Source organism: Neobacillus sp. FSL H8-0543, from assembly GCF_038592905.1.
Classification (GTDB): Bacteria; Bacillota; Bacilli; order Bacillales; family Cytobacillaceae; genus Neobacillus.
This window is the reverse complement of record NZ_CP151943.1, coordinates 1,295,962-1,311,240: the sequence shown is the minus strand read 5'-3', so window position 1 is coordinate 1,311,240 and position 15,279 is coordinate 1,295,962. Positions and strand designations below refer to the sequence as shown.

Below are 15,279 nucleotides of genomic sequence, written 5' to 3'. Positions count from 1 at the left end.
AAAATTTAAAAGGTGTTGGTATGGATAATATTTCAAAACAAGAGAAATATATAACCTTTAGTATTCAAAACATATTAGTTTTGGTAATGATATTGTTCTTTGGTTTTACATCGCTAAGGTTTGGTATGTTTGGAGTTGGAGAAGTAATCTTATTATATTTATGCATTGTACAAATAATGGGCCAACAAGCTATTCTAGTATCTTCGAAAAAACACGTATTTTCCTTATTTTGGATCATTTATATTGGTATTATTACATTTGGATATGCTGTAAATATATTTTTAGAAATTTCGCCACAATCTGTATCCTTTGATTATAGGGCATATATTGTAATATTATTTTTATGTTTTACTTTTGAATCCTTCTTTAAGAGGAGCAGCTTTGCTAACCTATATAGTTTATTGAGGTTTATTTATTTCTGTGGATTATTTGTTGTCGGAATTTTGTACTTCATATACTTACAAGGAACGAGAGTTTTATTTGGCTTTTATTTAACCTATGGAGGATCCGATATTTTTTCACCATTCGCTAACGATTATCACCAATTTGCATATTTTGTTGCTCCCCTACCTTTTATTGGACTATATATATTATCAAAAGAAAAAAGTTTTAGTTATAAGTTATTTGCTCTCTTAGGGATCGTTTTAAGTATTAGTATAGGGTTGTCTACCACATCATCCACATTAGTTTCAGCGTGGGTTATCACAACTTTAGTGTTTTGTATTTTGAAAGTTGGAGATTTAATAAAAAAACAAAATAATTCTTTTAGTATTATGATAGCTTTAGTTTGTCTTATAATTATTATTTTATTTTTAAACTACGATAAAATATTGGTCTTTATTAATGATTTCTTTGAAGGTGATACAAATGGTGAAAATAGGATCATAATATGGAGAAGTGCTATAGAAGCTTGGCAGCATTCACCGATTTTTGGATTAGGTCCTGGTTCTTATAGTGGTGCTCATGTATTTGGAGGCTATGAAGCTCATAATACCTTTCTACAAATATTAACTCAAGGCGGGATAGCTGGTGGTATTGCATATATCCTATTAGTTTTAAAAATATCAAAAACCACATATTTAAATACATTTATTTTATGTGCGGTAATTTCTTTATTAATCTATGGCTTTGGTATAAATGATTTACGAAGAACTGTTCTATGGTTCTATTATATATTATTTTATTTTCTATGCTTAAAAAGCAAAGGGGAAAAAAGTTGATGGATTTACCGATAATATCAATAATTATACCAGTTTATAATGCGGAAAAAACAATTGGTCGAGCAATAAAGAGTATTTTTGAGTAATATTTCGTTAGCATCTTTTATTTTCTTAATATTTTTAATAAAGGAGTTACTAAATAGGATGAAAGTATTTTTAAAACAGCTAAAGCACTATATACAATATGGCTTTTTAGGACCATTTTTGCAAAATTTTATTATTGGAAATAAGCGAAACAAGATTGAGCAAGTTAATGAAAAAAGGAGAATTTTTGTTTTACAGACTCCGACCCATGGAAATTTAGGGGACCATGGAATTGCATATGCACAAAAGGATTTTCTTTTAAATAATATTAAAGATTGCCAATATATAGAAATTTCTTTTGAAGAAGTATTCAAAAAGGCAAAAATGATTAAGAAAAATGTTAGAACTAACGATTTAATAGTCATACATGGTGGGGGAAATATGGGGGATATGTATCTCTATGAAGAATTAACTAGAAGGTTTATTGTTAGTTATTTTAAAAACGTGAGGATAATATCTTTCCCACAAACAATAAGCTTTAGCGATACATTTCTTGGGAAGATTGCATTAATGGGAACCAAAAAGGTATATAAAAGTAACAAAAATTTTTTTATTGTTGCCAGAGAAACTAAGTCATACCAAATAATGAAAAAAGAGTTCGGGGAAGAAAAAGTATTTTTGTCACCGGATATAGTTTTTTCTTTAAATCTCAGAGGAGAAAATTCTAGAAATGGAATTGTTACCTGTTTTAGAAATGATTTAGAACAAAAAATTGATAATAATTTTAAAGAGAATCTAATAATAGGACTTGAGAAAAAATATCAAAATATTATTGTTACAGATTCAATAGTAAAACATAGAGTATCAATTAGTCAAAGAAACGAAGAGTTGCAAAATATATGGAATACTTTTAGAAATGCAGAGGTTGTATTAACTGACAGATTACATGGCATGATTTTTTGTGTAATAACTGGCACACCATGTATCGTGTTTAATAACTTTAATCATAAAATTGAGTATAGTTACAAGAATTGGCTAACTCACTTAGATTATATCAAATTTACTAATAATGAAAACGTTGATCAAGTAATTGAACTAATTGAATATCTTAAAGTTATAAATCAAGTAGGGAATATTAAAGAAGGAATTAATTATGAGAATTTTTCTACGCTTATAAGTTTAGTAAGCAATTCTACTCGCTCAAAAATAATTAGGGAAATAAGTTGACTTTGTCGAGGTTTATAGGCTATATATTTTTATTAATAATTTTTAATTACCTTCATTTATGTGGGTAATTTCTTTCTTATAGGACGGTTTTGATTTACCACGAACACACCTTTAGTTCTTTTTACTTTATTTTGTATACTAAATAAGCAAAGGAGCAAAAGTTGATGGATTCACCGCTAATATCAATTATTGTACCAGTATATAATGCCGAAAAAACAATTAGTCGGGCTATAGATAGTATTTTGAGTCATACTTCTTTAGAATTTGAGTTGTTACTGGTGAATGATGGGTCTAATGATAATAGCTTACAAATAATGAGATTGTATGCAGATGCAGATTCACGTATTAGGGTTTTCGATTTACCTAATTCCGGTGTAAGTTTTGCACGAAATTATGGAATTAACCATGCAAGAGGAAAGTACACTACCTTTCTAGATGCTGACGACTATTACGTAGAAATGGCTATAGAAAAAATAATATCTGAACTTGATAGTGAAATTCAATTGGTGATATTTGGCTATAATGTTGAATATGAAAATAAGTATTCAAATTGTTTACTTCCAAATGATCAGAATCTACAATTTTCAAACAAGGGGAAATTTAGAAAATTTGTAATACCGTTAATAAGGAATGAAATGATCAATGCACCTTGGAATAAGATTTACTTAACTAGTTACTTAAAAGAGTATAATTTATTATTTCCTCCTGATATAAACATAGGCGAAGATTTAAAATTTAACCTATCTGTTATTAGAGATATCCAAGATGTTAAGATTTTAAATCGAGCTTTGGTAAATTATACTGTAAAAAAAGGAGAAGGGCTTGTTTCACGATTTAGACCAAATAGATTCGAATTAAGGTTTACCCTTATTATGGAGTTGAAGGAACTATTATCCTATTGGGGGGTAATACGAGAAAACCAAGCAATGATAGATCGGATGTTGATCAGAGATATCATGGCTTATTTTATGGATTTTTATAAAAGCAATTGTAAGTTTTCGCATAAAGAAAAACTAAAATTAATAAATGAAATCCTTTGCAGACATGAAATAAAAGAAATTCTTACTAATAATCATTATGATGATCTTTCCACCAAAGTTTTAGAATTTATACTAAATACAAAAAATAGCAGATTCATATTATTATCTGCGAAAATTCTAAATATAAAGCGGGCGTTAAGATGAAAATAAGTATTATTGTGGCTGCCTATAATGTTGAAATGTATATTGAGAAATGTCTTGAATCAATAATTTCGCAAACATACAAAGATTTAGAAATAATAGTGGTTAACGATGGTTCGATAGATAAAACCCTTGAGGTAATAAAAAAGTTTGCAATAAGTGATGAGAGAATAATCATTATTAATAAATCGAATGGTGGTCTTAGTTCCGCAAGAAATGCAGGATTAGATAAAGCAACTGGAGATTACATCGGCTTTATTGATGGTGATGATTATATAGCAAATGATATGTATGAAACCTTATTAAGTAATATGAAAAAAAATTCCGCAGATATTTCTGTCTGTAAGGTTCAGAGAGTTTACAAAAGTCATTCAATAAAAGAATCAAATACTAATGCGGTAGTTGTTCTAAATAACCTTGAAGGATTGAGATCTTTATTAGAAGCAAAAATTATCCACCATTATGCAGTTGATAAATTATATAGCAAAAAATTATTCGAAGGTGTCAGATATCCTGAAGGAAAGATATTTGAAGATGTATTTACAACATATAAATTATTCGCAAAATCAAATAGAATTGTGTACTGTGATACTTCAAAATATTATTATGTACAAAGAGCAAATAGTATTCTGCGTAACAGTTTTAATGAGAGGAAGCTTGAATACCTTGAAGCTATAAAAGAAATGACTAATTTTATAGACAACAACAATTATAAAGAATTATTGGATTATACCAAGTTTTATTATGCATATGGCTGCTGTGGGCTTCTAATAGAATTATTAAAATATAATTATAAATACCCTAAAAATGAGTTTAATAAGATCGGTCAAATGCTCACACAAAATATTAGGAAAAGTTTTGCTGTTATGATGAATGATAAAAATGTTTCTAGAATTTACAAAATACTTAGTTTATGTTCGCTTTTTGGATATAGAATCTGCAAAATATTAATTAGTAATAAAATAATAATGAATTATTTTTACAAAGAGAAGGAGTTATTGTAATGAGTACTAATGTATTAGTAAGTCTAATCTTACCAATATATAACTCAGAAGAACATCTTGCTCAGACTATAGATAGTGTATTAAATCAATCACATAAAGAAATTGAGGTATTATTAATTGATGACGGATCTATAGATAAAAGTTTGGATATTTGTAAACACTATAAGACTCTTGACAATCGAGTAAGAATTTTTGCAAAAGAAAATCAAGGGGTTTCAGTAGCACGTAATATTGGTTTAAAAGCAGCCAGTGGAAAATATATTAGATTTATTGATTCCGATGATATATTACCGAAACATTCAACCAGTAAACTAGTTGAAGCAGCAGAGAAGCATAATTCTCAGATAGTAATTGGAGGATATGAGGAAAATATATGTTATAAAAAAGACAATAACAGGATAAAGAGATTTTTAGAGAATGAAAATGTTTTTTCCACAGAAGATTTTGCTTCTAATTATGTAATGTTAAAAAAGAAAAAAATGATAAATGCCCTTTGGAACAAACTCTATTGCTGTCGGCTGATAAAAGAAAACAATATTTTATTTGATTCCGACTTAACTCTTGGAGAAGATTTAATATTTAACCTTAGTGTCTTGAGACGATCTAAAAAGATAAATACGATAGAAGATGTTGTATACATTTATTTTATACGAAACGGGTTTAGTCTTTCACAAAAATATTACAGTAACAGATATTATATATATAGAAGATTGCAGGAAGCAGAGAAGGAATATGCTGAGGAATTCGATGTAGATATTAAAGAATATTTAATTACTAACAAGATGAATGAAGGAATTTATCAAATTGAAAGCATAATGCAAAACAAGAAGATACCTAATCAGGACAAAAGAAGACTTCTTTTTCAAACAAAAAATGAATGGGGACTCCATGTTCAATATAAGAATTATGAGTTTAGTCGATACAACAGTATAATACTTCTCTTATTAAGGCTTAATCAATTTTACGTAATTACCATCATCTGTAAACTGAAGGGTATCTATAAAGCATTAATTTAGTTAATAACCGAGGTGGTATATGAAGAGCATTTTATTTGTTTTAGAAGCAAGTGAATTTGGTGGGGTAGAAAAATCCTTAATAGACTTAATTAGCATATTAAAAAATAAGGAAACAAAGATTACAGTGCTATCTATATATCAATGTAATAAGCTTGAGCAAATGTTATCAAAAGGAATAGAGTATAAACATATCTTTAGTAGACGAAATATTCAAATAAACCGTGCTTTTAAAATATTACCACCCAAGGTGTTATCTAATGTATTTATAAGGGGAAAATATGATTTTATTGTTGCTTATCAAGAAGGTATGCCGACTAAACTCGTTTCGGGCATAAAGGGGAGAAATACTAAAAGATATTGTTGGCAACATAATGATCCATTATACAATGATAACAATTTATATTACTTTTTGACAAAAGATAAATTATTAAGATGCCTTATGAAATTTGACCAATGTATTAGTGTATCTAATTATATCAAAAACCATTATAAGATTTATCTAGCTGAAAAGCTTGATATTTCGGTCATATATAACTTAATTGATGATGTAAATGTAAGAAGGTTATCAAAAGCAGTATCAACTAATAATTATCCATTTGAGAAAGGCGTTAAATTTTGTTGTATTGGCAGATTATCGGAAGAGAAGAATTTTATTTCTGTTATATCTACAATTAAAAAAATCAAAGATAAAAACTTCGATGTTAATCTAACTATAATTGGATCTGGTCCAGAGAAAAGCAACTTGTTAAAAGCCATAAAAACTAACAATTTAGAAGACCGTGTGAAGATACTAGACTTTGTCGATAATCCTTATATGTACATGGATAAGTGTGATGTAGTTGTGTGTAGTTCTAAGGTGGAATCATTCGGTTTGGTAGTTGCTGAAGCAATGATCTTAAATAAATGTATTATATCTACTAAATGTGGAGGACCAGAGGAATTATTACAGGGATATACAAATGGATTATTAGTCAATTCTGTGGAAGATATAGATGGCGGATTTTATAAAATGCAATCAATAAAAAACACGGATAAAAATAACAAACATGAGTCGATTACCTTTCCTTTTTCAAAAGCAAACGTATCACAAAATATTGTTGAATTATTTAGTTAGGCTTATTCTTACAAAAAATTAGAGGTGGAAAGTATATGGATAAGGTAAGCGTTATAATGCCAGTATATAATTCAGCAAGTTACTTAAGAAGAAGTATTGAAAGTGTTATTAATCAATCCTATAGGAATCTAGAGTTGATTATTGTTGATGACTGTTCAACAGATAATTCTTTGGAAATAATATTACAGTTTGCAGATGTAGATACAAGAATTAAAGTTTACCAAAATAATAATAATATTGGACCAGGTGAAACTAGAAATATTGGCATAAAAAATTCCACGGGGGAATTTATACAGTTCATTGATGCTGATGATTGTTACGATATAAATATGATTGAGGAAATGTATAACAATATAATATTAACGAATAGTGATGTTATTATTTGTGATTACGATAAGATAATTGATGATGACCAAAAAAGAACGTATTCCATTAGTAATTTAAAAAACAAAAACGTGAAAAAGCACAATAAAAATAATTATGATGAAATGCTTATTAAGTTGTATGATGCAAACCTTCTTTTCGATGTGTGGAATAAAATATATCGTGTAGATATTATTAAAAACAATAACCTTTTCTTCCCAAGGCTATCACTAGGAGAAGATGCATTGTTTAATTTTAGTTATTTTCAGTGTAGTAATAGTATCAGTTATATAAAAAAGGTTTTGTATAATTATTATGATATAAAAACTAGTTTAATGAATAATTATAAAGAAGATCAGTTTGTCATACAAATGGAGATATATAACTCATTTAAAAACACATTAGTATGCACTTCCCAAAGAAGCTTTATTGAAAAGGTAGGCTCTGACTTTTTAATTGAGGTAGTTTACGGAGTTATTAACCTTTCTAATAGAAAATGTAAATATAATAATAAGGAGAAATACAAAAAAATTACTGCAATTATTAATAATGCGACTGCAAAAGAAATTGTAAAGGATGGCAGCAATCCATCCAGATCAATAAAAGTCTTCCAAGTATTAATTAAAGCTAGAAGTAAACGGATACTTTTTTTGTTGATTTATTTCAACTTTTTACGAATTATACAAAAAAGTAGTTTGTTTAATAAAGGTGTAGGAAAAAAACTATCTTCACAAATTTAAAACTAAGGAGTATTCATTCATTGAAAATGGGTTCTCCTACTTACTATATTGGTAGGTGGAATAATGGAAAAGATCTCTATAATTGTCCCTGTCTACAATGTGGAGGATTATCTTAGTAAATGTATTGATTCTATAATAAATCAAACCTATAGAAATCTTGAAATTATAATTGTCAACGATGGATCATCAGATAATAGTGGACAGATGTCTGATCAATATGCAAAAAAGGACGAAAGGATAATTGTTTTACATAAAGAAAATGGAGGGCTAAGCTCTGCCAGAAATGCTGGACTCGATATTGCCAAAGGGGATTATATAGGGTTTGTTGATAGTGATGATTATATAGCAAGTAATATGTATGAAATCCTATATAACTCAATAATTAATCATAATTGTGATATTAGTATTGCCAGAATACAGGCTAGTGATCGTGAAGAAATTAAAGATAATCGTGTTATGGTATTGAATAAGGTGGAAGCTTTAGAACGTTCTATTTTATCTGATGATTTAGAAGTGTGTATTCCTAATAGATTGTATAAAAGATTTATTTTTAATAATTTAAGGTTTGAAACTGGAAAAATATATGAGGACTTTTTAATTGTTACTGATATTTTCTTGAATGTAGAAAATGTTGTTTACAATGGGAATGCTAATTATCATTATACAATAAGAGCTGGAAGCATTACTCACCCCGAAACAATAAAGATAAATGAAGATATAATTGATGCAGCATCAAAAACATTATTAACAATAAAAAAAGAAAATATGTTAAAACCAGATATAGTTTGGGGCTGCCTACGAAGAGAGAAAGATATGTTAAACTATTGTACAAAGTATATGTTCAGTAATAAGAATAGGGATTTTGTTAAAAAGTCTAGAAAATTATATAAAAGTTATTATCCTTATATTTTAAGAAGTAATCTGCTAACATTTAAAGAAAAAGTAGCGCTTGCTTTTTTTTGTTTCTGTTTCCCTATATATCGTTTAATTGTAACCAGAAAATAATCTTCTATTAAATAACAGTGGAATTTTTTTATATTAGTTGGTTTATTATGCATAAAACAATACAAAAGACCGAGATAAAGAATCTATTTCGGTCTTTTGTGTTGTTATTAATGAAGAATAAAATAAATTAGGAATTCCAACCCTAAACCAAAACAATAATCTCATTTAGAATGTCTTGAGCAATTTGAAATAAATTAAATGAGAAGGGATTAAAATGAGAAGTATAAATTCCATAAAAAATATAGCGATTAGTATATCAACACAATTAATAATAATTCTACTAGGTTTCATTTCTAGGAAGGTATTCTTAGATAGCTTAGGAACTGAGTATCTGGGAGTAAATGGAGTACTTACTAATGTTTTAGGTATGCTTGCGTTAATAGAAGGAGGTATAGGTGCTAGTATTACCTATTATCTATATAAACCATTAGCAGATAAGGATAAACCAAAAATAATTGCACTGGTGCAATTATTTAAAAAAGCATATACAATATTAGCAATTGTGACTTTTATCCTAAGTCTTTTGTTTTATCCATTTTTAGATACAATATTGAAGGGTAGCGAATCCGTATCCTATATACACTTAGCCTATTTTATATTTGTTACGAAAAATATAATTTCATATTTGAATGCACACAGAGTAGCATTAATAGTTGCTGATCAAAAGGAATATGTTTTAACTAGAATAAATATACTTTTTCACATACTAGCAACTTTATTAAAAATAATCGTACTTTTATTAACACAAAACTATTTACTATTTTTATTAATAGAACTAGTCATCAATTTGATACAAGCAATTATTAATAGTAGGATTGTGGAGAAAAGATATAAATATATAAAAACAAGAGATAAATATTTTATAACGAAAAGTGAAAAAGATGAACTTATAAAAAGTATAAAAGCATTGTTTTTTCACAATTTAGGAACTTACGCCGTTTTCGGAACAGATAATATTTTAATATCTACATTTATGGGTGTTGTTACTGTAGGCCTTTATTCAAATTATATAATGATTATAGGGCAATTAGGTTCTCTGTTAACTCCAATATTGGGAGGTATCACAGCCAGTATAGGTAATTTAATTGCTTCCGAGGATGAAGACAAAAAGTATTCTGTTTTTAAGATGATCTATTTAATAAACTTTTGGTTATATTCAATTGGCGCTATATTCTTATATAACCTTCTTGAACCATTTCTAAATTTTTGGATTGGAGAAGGGTACTTATTAGATTCTTTGACCTTTACTGTATTATTGATTAATTTTTATATTACAGGAATGAGAAGATCAATTATAACATTTAAGCAAACTGGAGGTATATTTGTACAGGATAAGTATATGCCACTAATTGAAGCTACAATAAATTTAGTGGTATCGATAATATTACTGAAATATTTAGGCTTAGCAGGAATTTTTATAGGTACGACGATTAGTACTCTAAGTACTGTCTTTTGGAATGCTCCACGGTTAGTTTATAAGCACATCTTTAATAGGGGTGTGCGATCGTATTTTCAAACATATTTATTCTACTCAATAATAACTTTATTCTCATGTTTCATTACAACTCAAATATGTGATGCTCTTGTAATAGAAAATGGCTTAATGTCTTTGGTTGTAAAAGGGATTGTATGTTTAACGATTCCTAACTTAATATATTTAGGAGTTTTTTATAAGAAATCAGAATTCCTGCAAATAAGAAATGTATTAGGTAATATTTTTTCTGTTGTAAAAGTAAAATTAGGATCTCAGGCGTAATAACAGAAATCCTTACATTTGCTAAAATCAAATACTTAAAAGGGCATCGTATTAACTAACTGAGATGCCTTTTTTTATCTCAGAATTAATTAATTTCTAAAGTGATAAGGAGGTAAATAAAAAAATGATTGATACTATGTTTATATGATTCCGTAAAGACTTTTCCTATAACCATAGAATTTATTTAGGTAGGTGTGAATTTTGCTTTTTGAAAAAAAAATTATTAAAATGCTTTTAAATAAATTAATTCAATATACTCATGGACATGAAAAGATTATTAAGAAGATAGAATATATAAGAGGTTTATATAGATATCCCAGTAAAATGTTGGGACGTGAATTTCCATCTAAATACATTAACAATACAGATGTTCTCGTCTTTGCGGCACATCCTGATGATGATGTATTAGGCGTAGGTACCACTATTACAAGACATAGTTTGAATGGAGAAAATGTTAAAGTTGTTTTTGTTACGAATGGAACTGGCAGATCCGGTGAAAGTTGGCATCTTAAAGTCAGTGAATCAAAAAAGAAATCGGAAATACGGTATAGGGAGGCTATACAAGCCTTATCAATAATAAATATACCCAAAGAAAGTATATTTTGTCTTGGATATCCTGATGGTGGCACTCAACGGTATATTAAAAATATGTCAGGGGATGTTCAAACGCTCATACAAAAACTAAATCCAGGGCGTATTTACGTTCATTGTATTGAGGGAGGGCATATCGATCATGATATAACCAGTTTTGTTGTAAAGTCTATATGTAATAAAATAGGTTATTCAAATATATTTGAATGGACTGAATATAATTCAATACAGCCTCTAGGAGCACTTGATGTGAATTTTTTGTCTCTTCAATCATCTAATGTAAAAGCAGTTAGAATAGATATCTCAGAAGAAGAGCGTATTCTGAAAAGAAAAATGCTAGCATGTCATAATTCCCAAAATGTTGAACAATTTTACTTACAAGGTGAAACTATACGTAAAGCTGAAACTTCTAAGTTAGAAATGGAATTATTTGAACTCTGTCAATTTCCAAAGAGAAAATTAAAACCTATAGTAAAAGAATTTTATAAGTCTATGATGGCTTTTTATATTTGGTTAAGGCTAATCCCCTCACCCATAGAGATAATTGAATATTTGTAATTCCTTTACTTGTTAATTAAACAAGGGGGAGGAAAATAAAATCAAAAAAGGTTATTTATCTATACATTTACTATATAAATCAGAATGATGGCATCTCAATTAGTTACTAGTTGTGATGCCTTTTTCGTTATCAAAAATAAAATAATATTAAGTCCACAAACAAGGAAGGGGTGTTCCTTATGAAAATATTAATTACTGGTGGAGCAGGATACATTGGAAGTCATACTTGCGTGGAATTGTTGAATGCAGGTTATGAAATCATAGTTGTGGATAATCTCCTAAACAGTAAAGCAGAATCTTTAAATCGCGTTCGTCAAATTACAGGAAAAGACTTTAAATTTCATCAAATAGATTTACTTGAAAGAGCAGCTTTAGATACTGTTTTTTTCGAAAATAGTATTGATGCTGTGATTCATTTTGCAGGTTTAAAGGCAGTCGGAGAGTCAGTAAGTTTGCCACTTTGGTATTACCACAACAACATTACAGGGACTTTAAGATTGTGTGAAGTAATGAAAAAATACGGTGTTAAAAAACTTGTATTTAGCTCTTCAGCAACTGTATATGGTGTACCTAACACTGTACCTATATCTGAAGACTTTTCATTAGGAGCAACAAATCCATATGGACGAACAAAGCAGATGATAGAAGAAATCCTTCGTGACCTTAATGTGTCTGACCATGAATGGAGTGTTGCCCTTTTGCGCTACTTCAATCCTATTGGAGCACATAAGAGTGGGCAAATTGGTGAGGATCCAAATAACATTCCAAGTAATCTTCTCCCATATATCGCTCAAGTAGCTGTTGGGAAAGTTAATGAACTAAAGGTATTTGGTAATGATTACCCTACGAAGGATGGTACTGGTGTCAGAGACTATATTCATGTTGTTGATCTTGCAATAGGGCATCTTAAAGCCCTAGAAAAGGTATTAGGATTTAAAGGTGTTGATGCCTACAATCTAGGTACAGGCAAAGGGTATAGTGTGTTGGAAATGATTCATACCTTCGAGACTGTATCTGGAAGAAAAATCCCTTATCAAATTGTTGAGCGGCGTCCTGGGGATATTGGCATATGTTTTGCCAATCCTTTAAAGGCTAAGCAAGAGCTAGGTTGGGTGGCCATTAGAGGAGTTGAAGAAATGTGCAAAGATTCATGGCGATGGCAGGCAAATAATCCAAATGGTTATGAAAATACTAAAATTTTTACTAATGTGAAGTAATTTTACGAATCATTTATGAATATTGTTAAATACCTTTAATTTTCGGCTATTAAATTTATCAATATAATATTGAGGTGGAAAATGAAAAGATTATTTGACTTATTATTATCTAGTCTTATCCTTATTATATTTTTACCGATAATTTCAGCAGCTGCTCTTCTAATTAGAATAAAGATTGGAAGCCCAATTATTTTTAAGCAGCAACGTCCAGGATTAAATGGAAAACCTTTTGTATTATATAAATTTCGTACAATGACAAATGAGCGAAATAAAATAGGTGAATTATTACGGGATGATTTAAGATTAACTCCGTTTGGAAAACTTCTTAGAAAATTAAGCATAGATGAATTTCCACAGCTTTTGAATGTCATTAAAGGTGATATGAGCTTAATCGGACCTAGACCACTATTAACAGAATATCTATTGTTATACACAGAAGAACAATCCAAGCGTCATCTTGTGAGACCTGGAATTACAGGGTGGGCACAAATTAATGGCAGAAATGCGATAGCATGGGAAGAAAAATTCAAATTGGATGTTTGGTATGTTAAAAACCGAAGTTTTATACTTGATATGAAAATTTTACTTCTAACAATAAAAAAAGTAATAACTTCAGAAGGAATTAGTAATCAAAATCACGTTACAATGCCAGATTTTGAGGGAGACGCCACTAGAAAACATCAAAATTATAACTCCTTGTAACCCCCTCTATACTTTATAAAACAAGTATTATGTTAAAAACTATCGACCTTTAAATCTTTCGATAGTTTTTTTATTTGTTATCAGTAGATATCTGGGAGTGTGAAAAATGATAAATGATAAAGAAAAAATATATCTTTCGTTGGCTCATATGAGTGGGAATGAACAAAAATATATAAACAATGCTTTTGATATGAATTGGGTCGCTCCTTTAGGACCTAATGTTGATGGTTTTGAAAAAGAAATTGCATCTTTTGTTGGAGTGAATGATGCAGTGGCTGTAAGTTCAGGAACAGCAGCAATTCATTTAGCTTTACAACTGCTGGAAATTAAGCGGGGTGATAGGGTGTTCTGTTCAACGCTAACCTTTGTAGCCAGCGCCAACCCCATTTTATATCAAGGTGCCGTACCGGTATTTATTGATTCAGAACCTGATACATGGAATATGTCTCCTCAAGCATTAGAACGTGCTTTAAAGGAAGCCGAGTTAGAAGGAACTTTACCAAAGGCAGTAATCGTTGTTCACTTATATGGTCAAAGTGCAAAAATGGACGAAATTATTCGATTGTGTAATAAATACTATGTTCCTGTTATAGAGGATGCTGCTGAATCACTTGGATCCATATATAAGGGAAAAGCAAGTGGAACAATGGGTATATTCGGTATCTATTCATTTAATGGCAATAAAATAATAACAACTTCTGGGGGGGGAATGCTGGTTTCCAACGATGGTGATGCAATTAATAAAGCACGTTTTTTGGCAACTCAGGCTAAAGACCATGCCCCATATTATCAACATAGTAAGATGGGGTTTAATTATAGAATGAGTAATATTTTAGCAGGCGTAGGTAGAGCCCAATTAGAGGTTTTGGAGGAAAGGGTGAGGGCTAGAAGGGGAATTTTTAATGTTTACCGTCAATATTTATCTGAACTGCCTGGAATATCATTTATGAATGAATTAGAAAATACACGATCTAATCGTTGGCTTACAACGTTATTAATAGAAGAAAAAGATGCAGGAATATCAAATAGATCGTTAATAGAGTTTTTGTCAAAAGAAAATATCGAAGCTCGCTATGTATGGAAGCCACTTCATATGCAACCTCTTTTTACCGGAGCTTTATATTATTCTCATAGTGAAAATGAAAATATTGCAGAGGATTTATTCAAGAAGGGTATATGCCTCCCATCTGGGTCAAGCATGACAGAAGTCCAGCAAATGAGAGTAATCAATTGTATTTTGAAATTTATTAAATTAAAGGATTACCAGAGGAAAATAAAATTAGTTTTATAAAATAAAAGCTTTAAGATTACAGATATTTTCTATTTGGATAATAGGTGGGGAACGTCGATTTATGAATGTTTCAGAGAAGTTTGATCAGCAAATGTTAAAAGAAATATTAATAGATATTTACGAAAAGGGCCAAGAAAACAAGGATATTAATGTAGTAGATTTAATTAATGAAATAAAGTCACAAATTAAATTGTTAATGAAAACACCCAAATAAGTTTTGTATCACCTGAAAAATGGAGAATTGTAAATAGTCGTGACATTATCTTACTT

At 29.4% G+C, this 15,279-nt stretch carries 14 protein-coding genes; all 14 read left to right on the top strand.

Annotation, left to right across the window (positions count from 1 at the left end; genetic code table 11):
- Nucleotides 1-20 precede the first annotated feature (20 nt).
- The 14 genes from NSS81_RS06940 to NSS81_RS06875 all read left to right on the top strand — a co-directional run bounded on the left by NSS81_RS06940 (nucleotide 21) and on the right by NSS81_RS06875 (nucleotide 15,223).
- Complete coding sequence (locus tag NSS81_RS06940) at nucleotides 21-1,220, top strand: O-antigen ligase family protein (RefSeq protein ID WP_342432782.1); 1,200 nt, start codon at nucleotides 21-23, stop codon at nucleotides 1,218-1,220.
- 144 nt (nucleotides 1,221-1,364) lie between these two features.
- Nucleotides 1,365-2,471: a polysaccharide pyruvyl transferase family protein gene (locus tag NSS81_RS06935; RefSeq protein ID WP_342432781.1), complete on the top strand. Its 1,107-nt coding sequence runs from the start codon at nucleotides 1,365-1,367 to the stop codon at nucleotides 2,469-2,471.
- A 164-nt stretch (nucleotides 2,472-2,635) separates the two neighbouring features.
- Nucleotides 2,636-3,655: a glycosyltransferase family 2 protein gene (locus tag NSS81_RS06930; protein WP_342432780.1), complete on the top strand. Its 1,020-nt coding sequence runs from the start codon at nucleotides 2,636-2,638 to the stop codon at nucleotides 3,653-3,655.
- On the top strand, nucleotides 3,652-4,656 hold the full coding sequence (locus tag NSS81_RS06925) for a glycosyltransferase (RefSeq protein ID WP_342432779.1): 1,005 nt from the start codon (nucleotides 3,652-3,654) through the stop codon (nucleotides 4,654-4,656). The genes NSS81_RS06930 and NSS81_RS06925 overlap by 4 nt, the downstream gene beginning before the upstream one ends.
- Nucleotides 4,656-5,672 carry a glycosyltransferase family 2 protein gene (locus NSS81_RS06920; RefSeq protein WP_342432778.1) on the top strand — a complete coding sequence of 339 codons (1,017 nt, stop codon included), beginning with the start codon at nucleotides 4,656-4,658 and terminating at the stop codon, nucleotides 5,670-5,672. The genes NSS81_RS06925 and NSS81_RS06920 overlap by 1 nt, the downstream gene beginning before the upstream one ends.
- A 19-nt stretch (nucleotides 5,673-5,691) precedes the next feature.
- Entirely contained in the window at nucleotides 5,692-6,786 is a 1,095-nt protein-coding gene (locus NSS81_RS06915; protein WP_342432777.1) for a glycosyltransferase, read from the top strand.
- A gap of 35 nt (nucleotides 6,787-6,821) precedes the next feature.
- The gene (locus NSS81_RS06910) at nucleotides 6,822-7,889 is read left to right on the top strand and encodes a glycosyltransferase family 2 protein (protein ID WP_342432776.1); all 1,068 of its coding nucleotides are present in this window, start codon (nucleotides 6,822-6,824) and stop codon (nucleotides 7,887-7,889) included.
- Between the two features lie 63 nt (nucleotides 7,890-7,952).
- The gene (locus NSS81_RS06905; RefSeq protein ID WP_342432775.1) at nucleotides 7,953-8,894 is read left to right on the top strand and encodes a glycosyltransferase; all 942 of its coding nucleotides are present in this window, start codon (nucleotides 7,953-7,955) and stop codon (nucleotides 8,892-8,894) included.
- Between the two features lie 214 nt (nucleotides 8,895-9,108).
- Nucleotides 9,109-10,650, top strand: a complete 1,542-nt coding sequence (locus NSS81_RS06900; RefSeq protein ID WP_342432774.1) for an oligosaccharide flippase family protein — start codon at nucleotides 9,109-9,111, stop codon at nucleotides 10,648-10,650.
- A 201-nt stretch (nucleotides 10,651-10,851) separates the two neighbouring features.
- Nucleotides 10,852-11,799, top strand: a complete 948-nt coding sequence (locus NSS81_RS06895) for a PIG-L family deacetylase (RefSeq protein ID WP_342432773.1) — start codon at nucleotides 10,852-10,854, stop codon at nucleotides 11,797-11,799.
- 179 nt (nucleotides 11,800-11,978) lie between these two features.
- Nucleotides 11,979-13,016 (top strand): UDP-glucose 4-epimerase GalE, encoded by a 1,038-nt coding sequence (gene galE, locus NSS81_RS06890; protein WP_342432772.1) that lies wholly within the window; start codon nucleotides 11,979-11,981, stop codon nucleotides 13,014-13,016.
- Between the two features lie 81 nt (nucleotides 13,017-13,097).
- The gene (locus tag NSS81_RS06885; protein ID WP_342432771.1) at nucleotides 13,098-13,718 is read left to right on the top strand and encodes a sugar transferase; all 621 of its coding nucleotides are present in this window, start codon (nucleotides 13,098-13,100) and stop codon (nucleotides 13,716-13,718) included.
- 106 nt (nucleotides 13,719-13,824) lie between these two features.
- Nucleotides 13,825-15,009, top strand: coding sequence for an aminotransferase class I/II-fold pyridoxal phosphate-dependent enzyme (locus NSS81_RS06880; protein WP_342432770.1), 1,185 nt, complete (start codon nucleotides 13,825-13,827; stop codon nucleotides 15,007-15,009).
- A gap of 61 nt (nucleotides 15,010-15,070) precedes the next feature.
- The gene (locus NSS81_RS06875; RefSeq protein ID WP_342432769.1) at nucleotides 15,071-15,223 is read left to right on the top strand and encodes a hypothetical protein; all 153 of its coding nucleotides are present in this window, start codon (nucleotides 15,071-15,073) and stop codon (nucleotides 15,221-15,223) included.
- The last annotated feature ends 56 nt before the right edge of the window (nucleotides 15,224-15,279 follow it).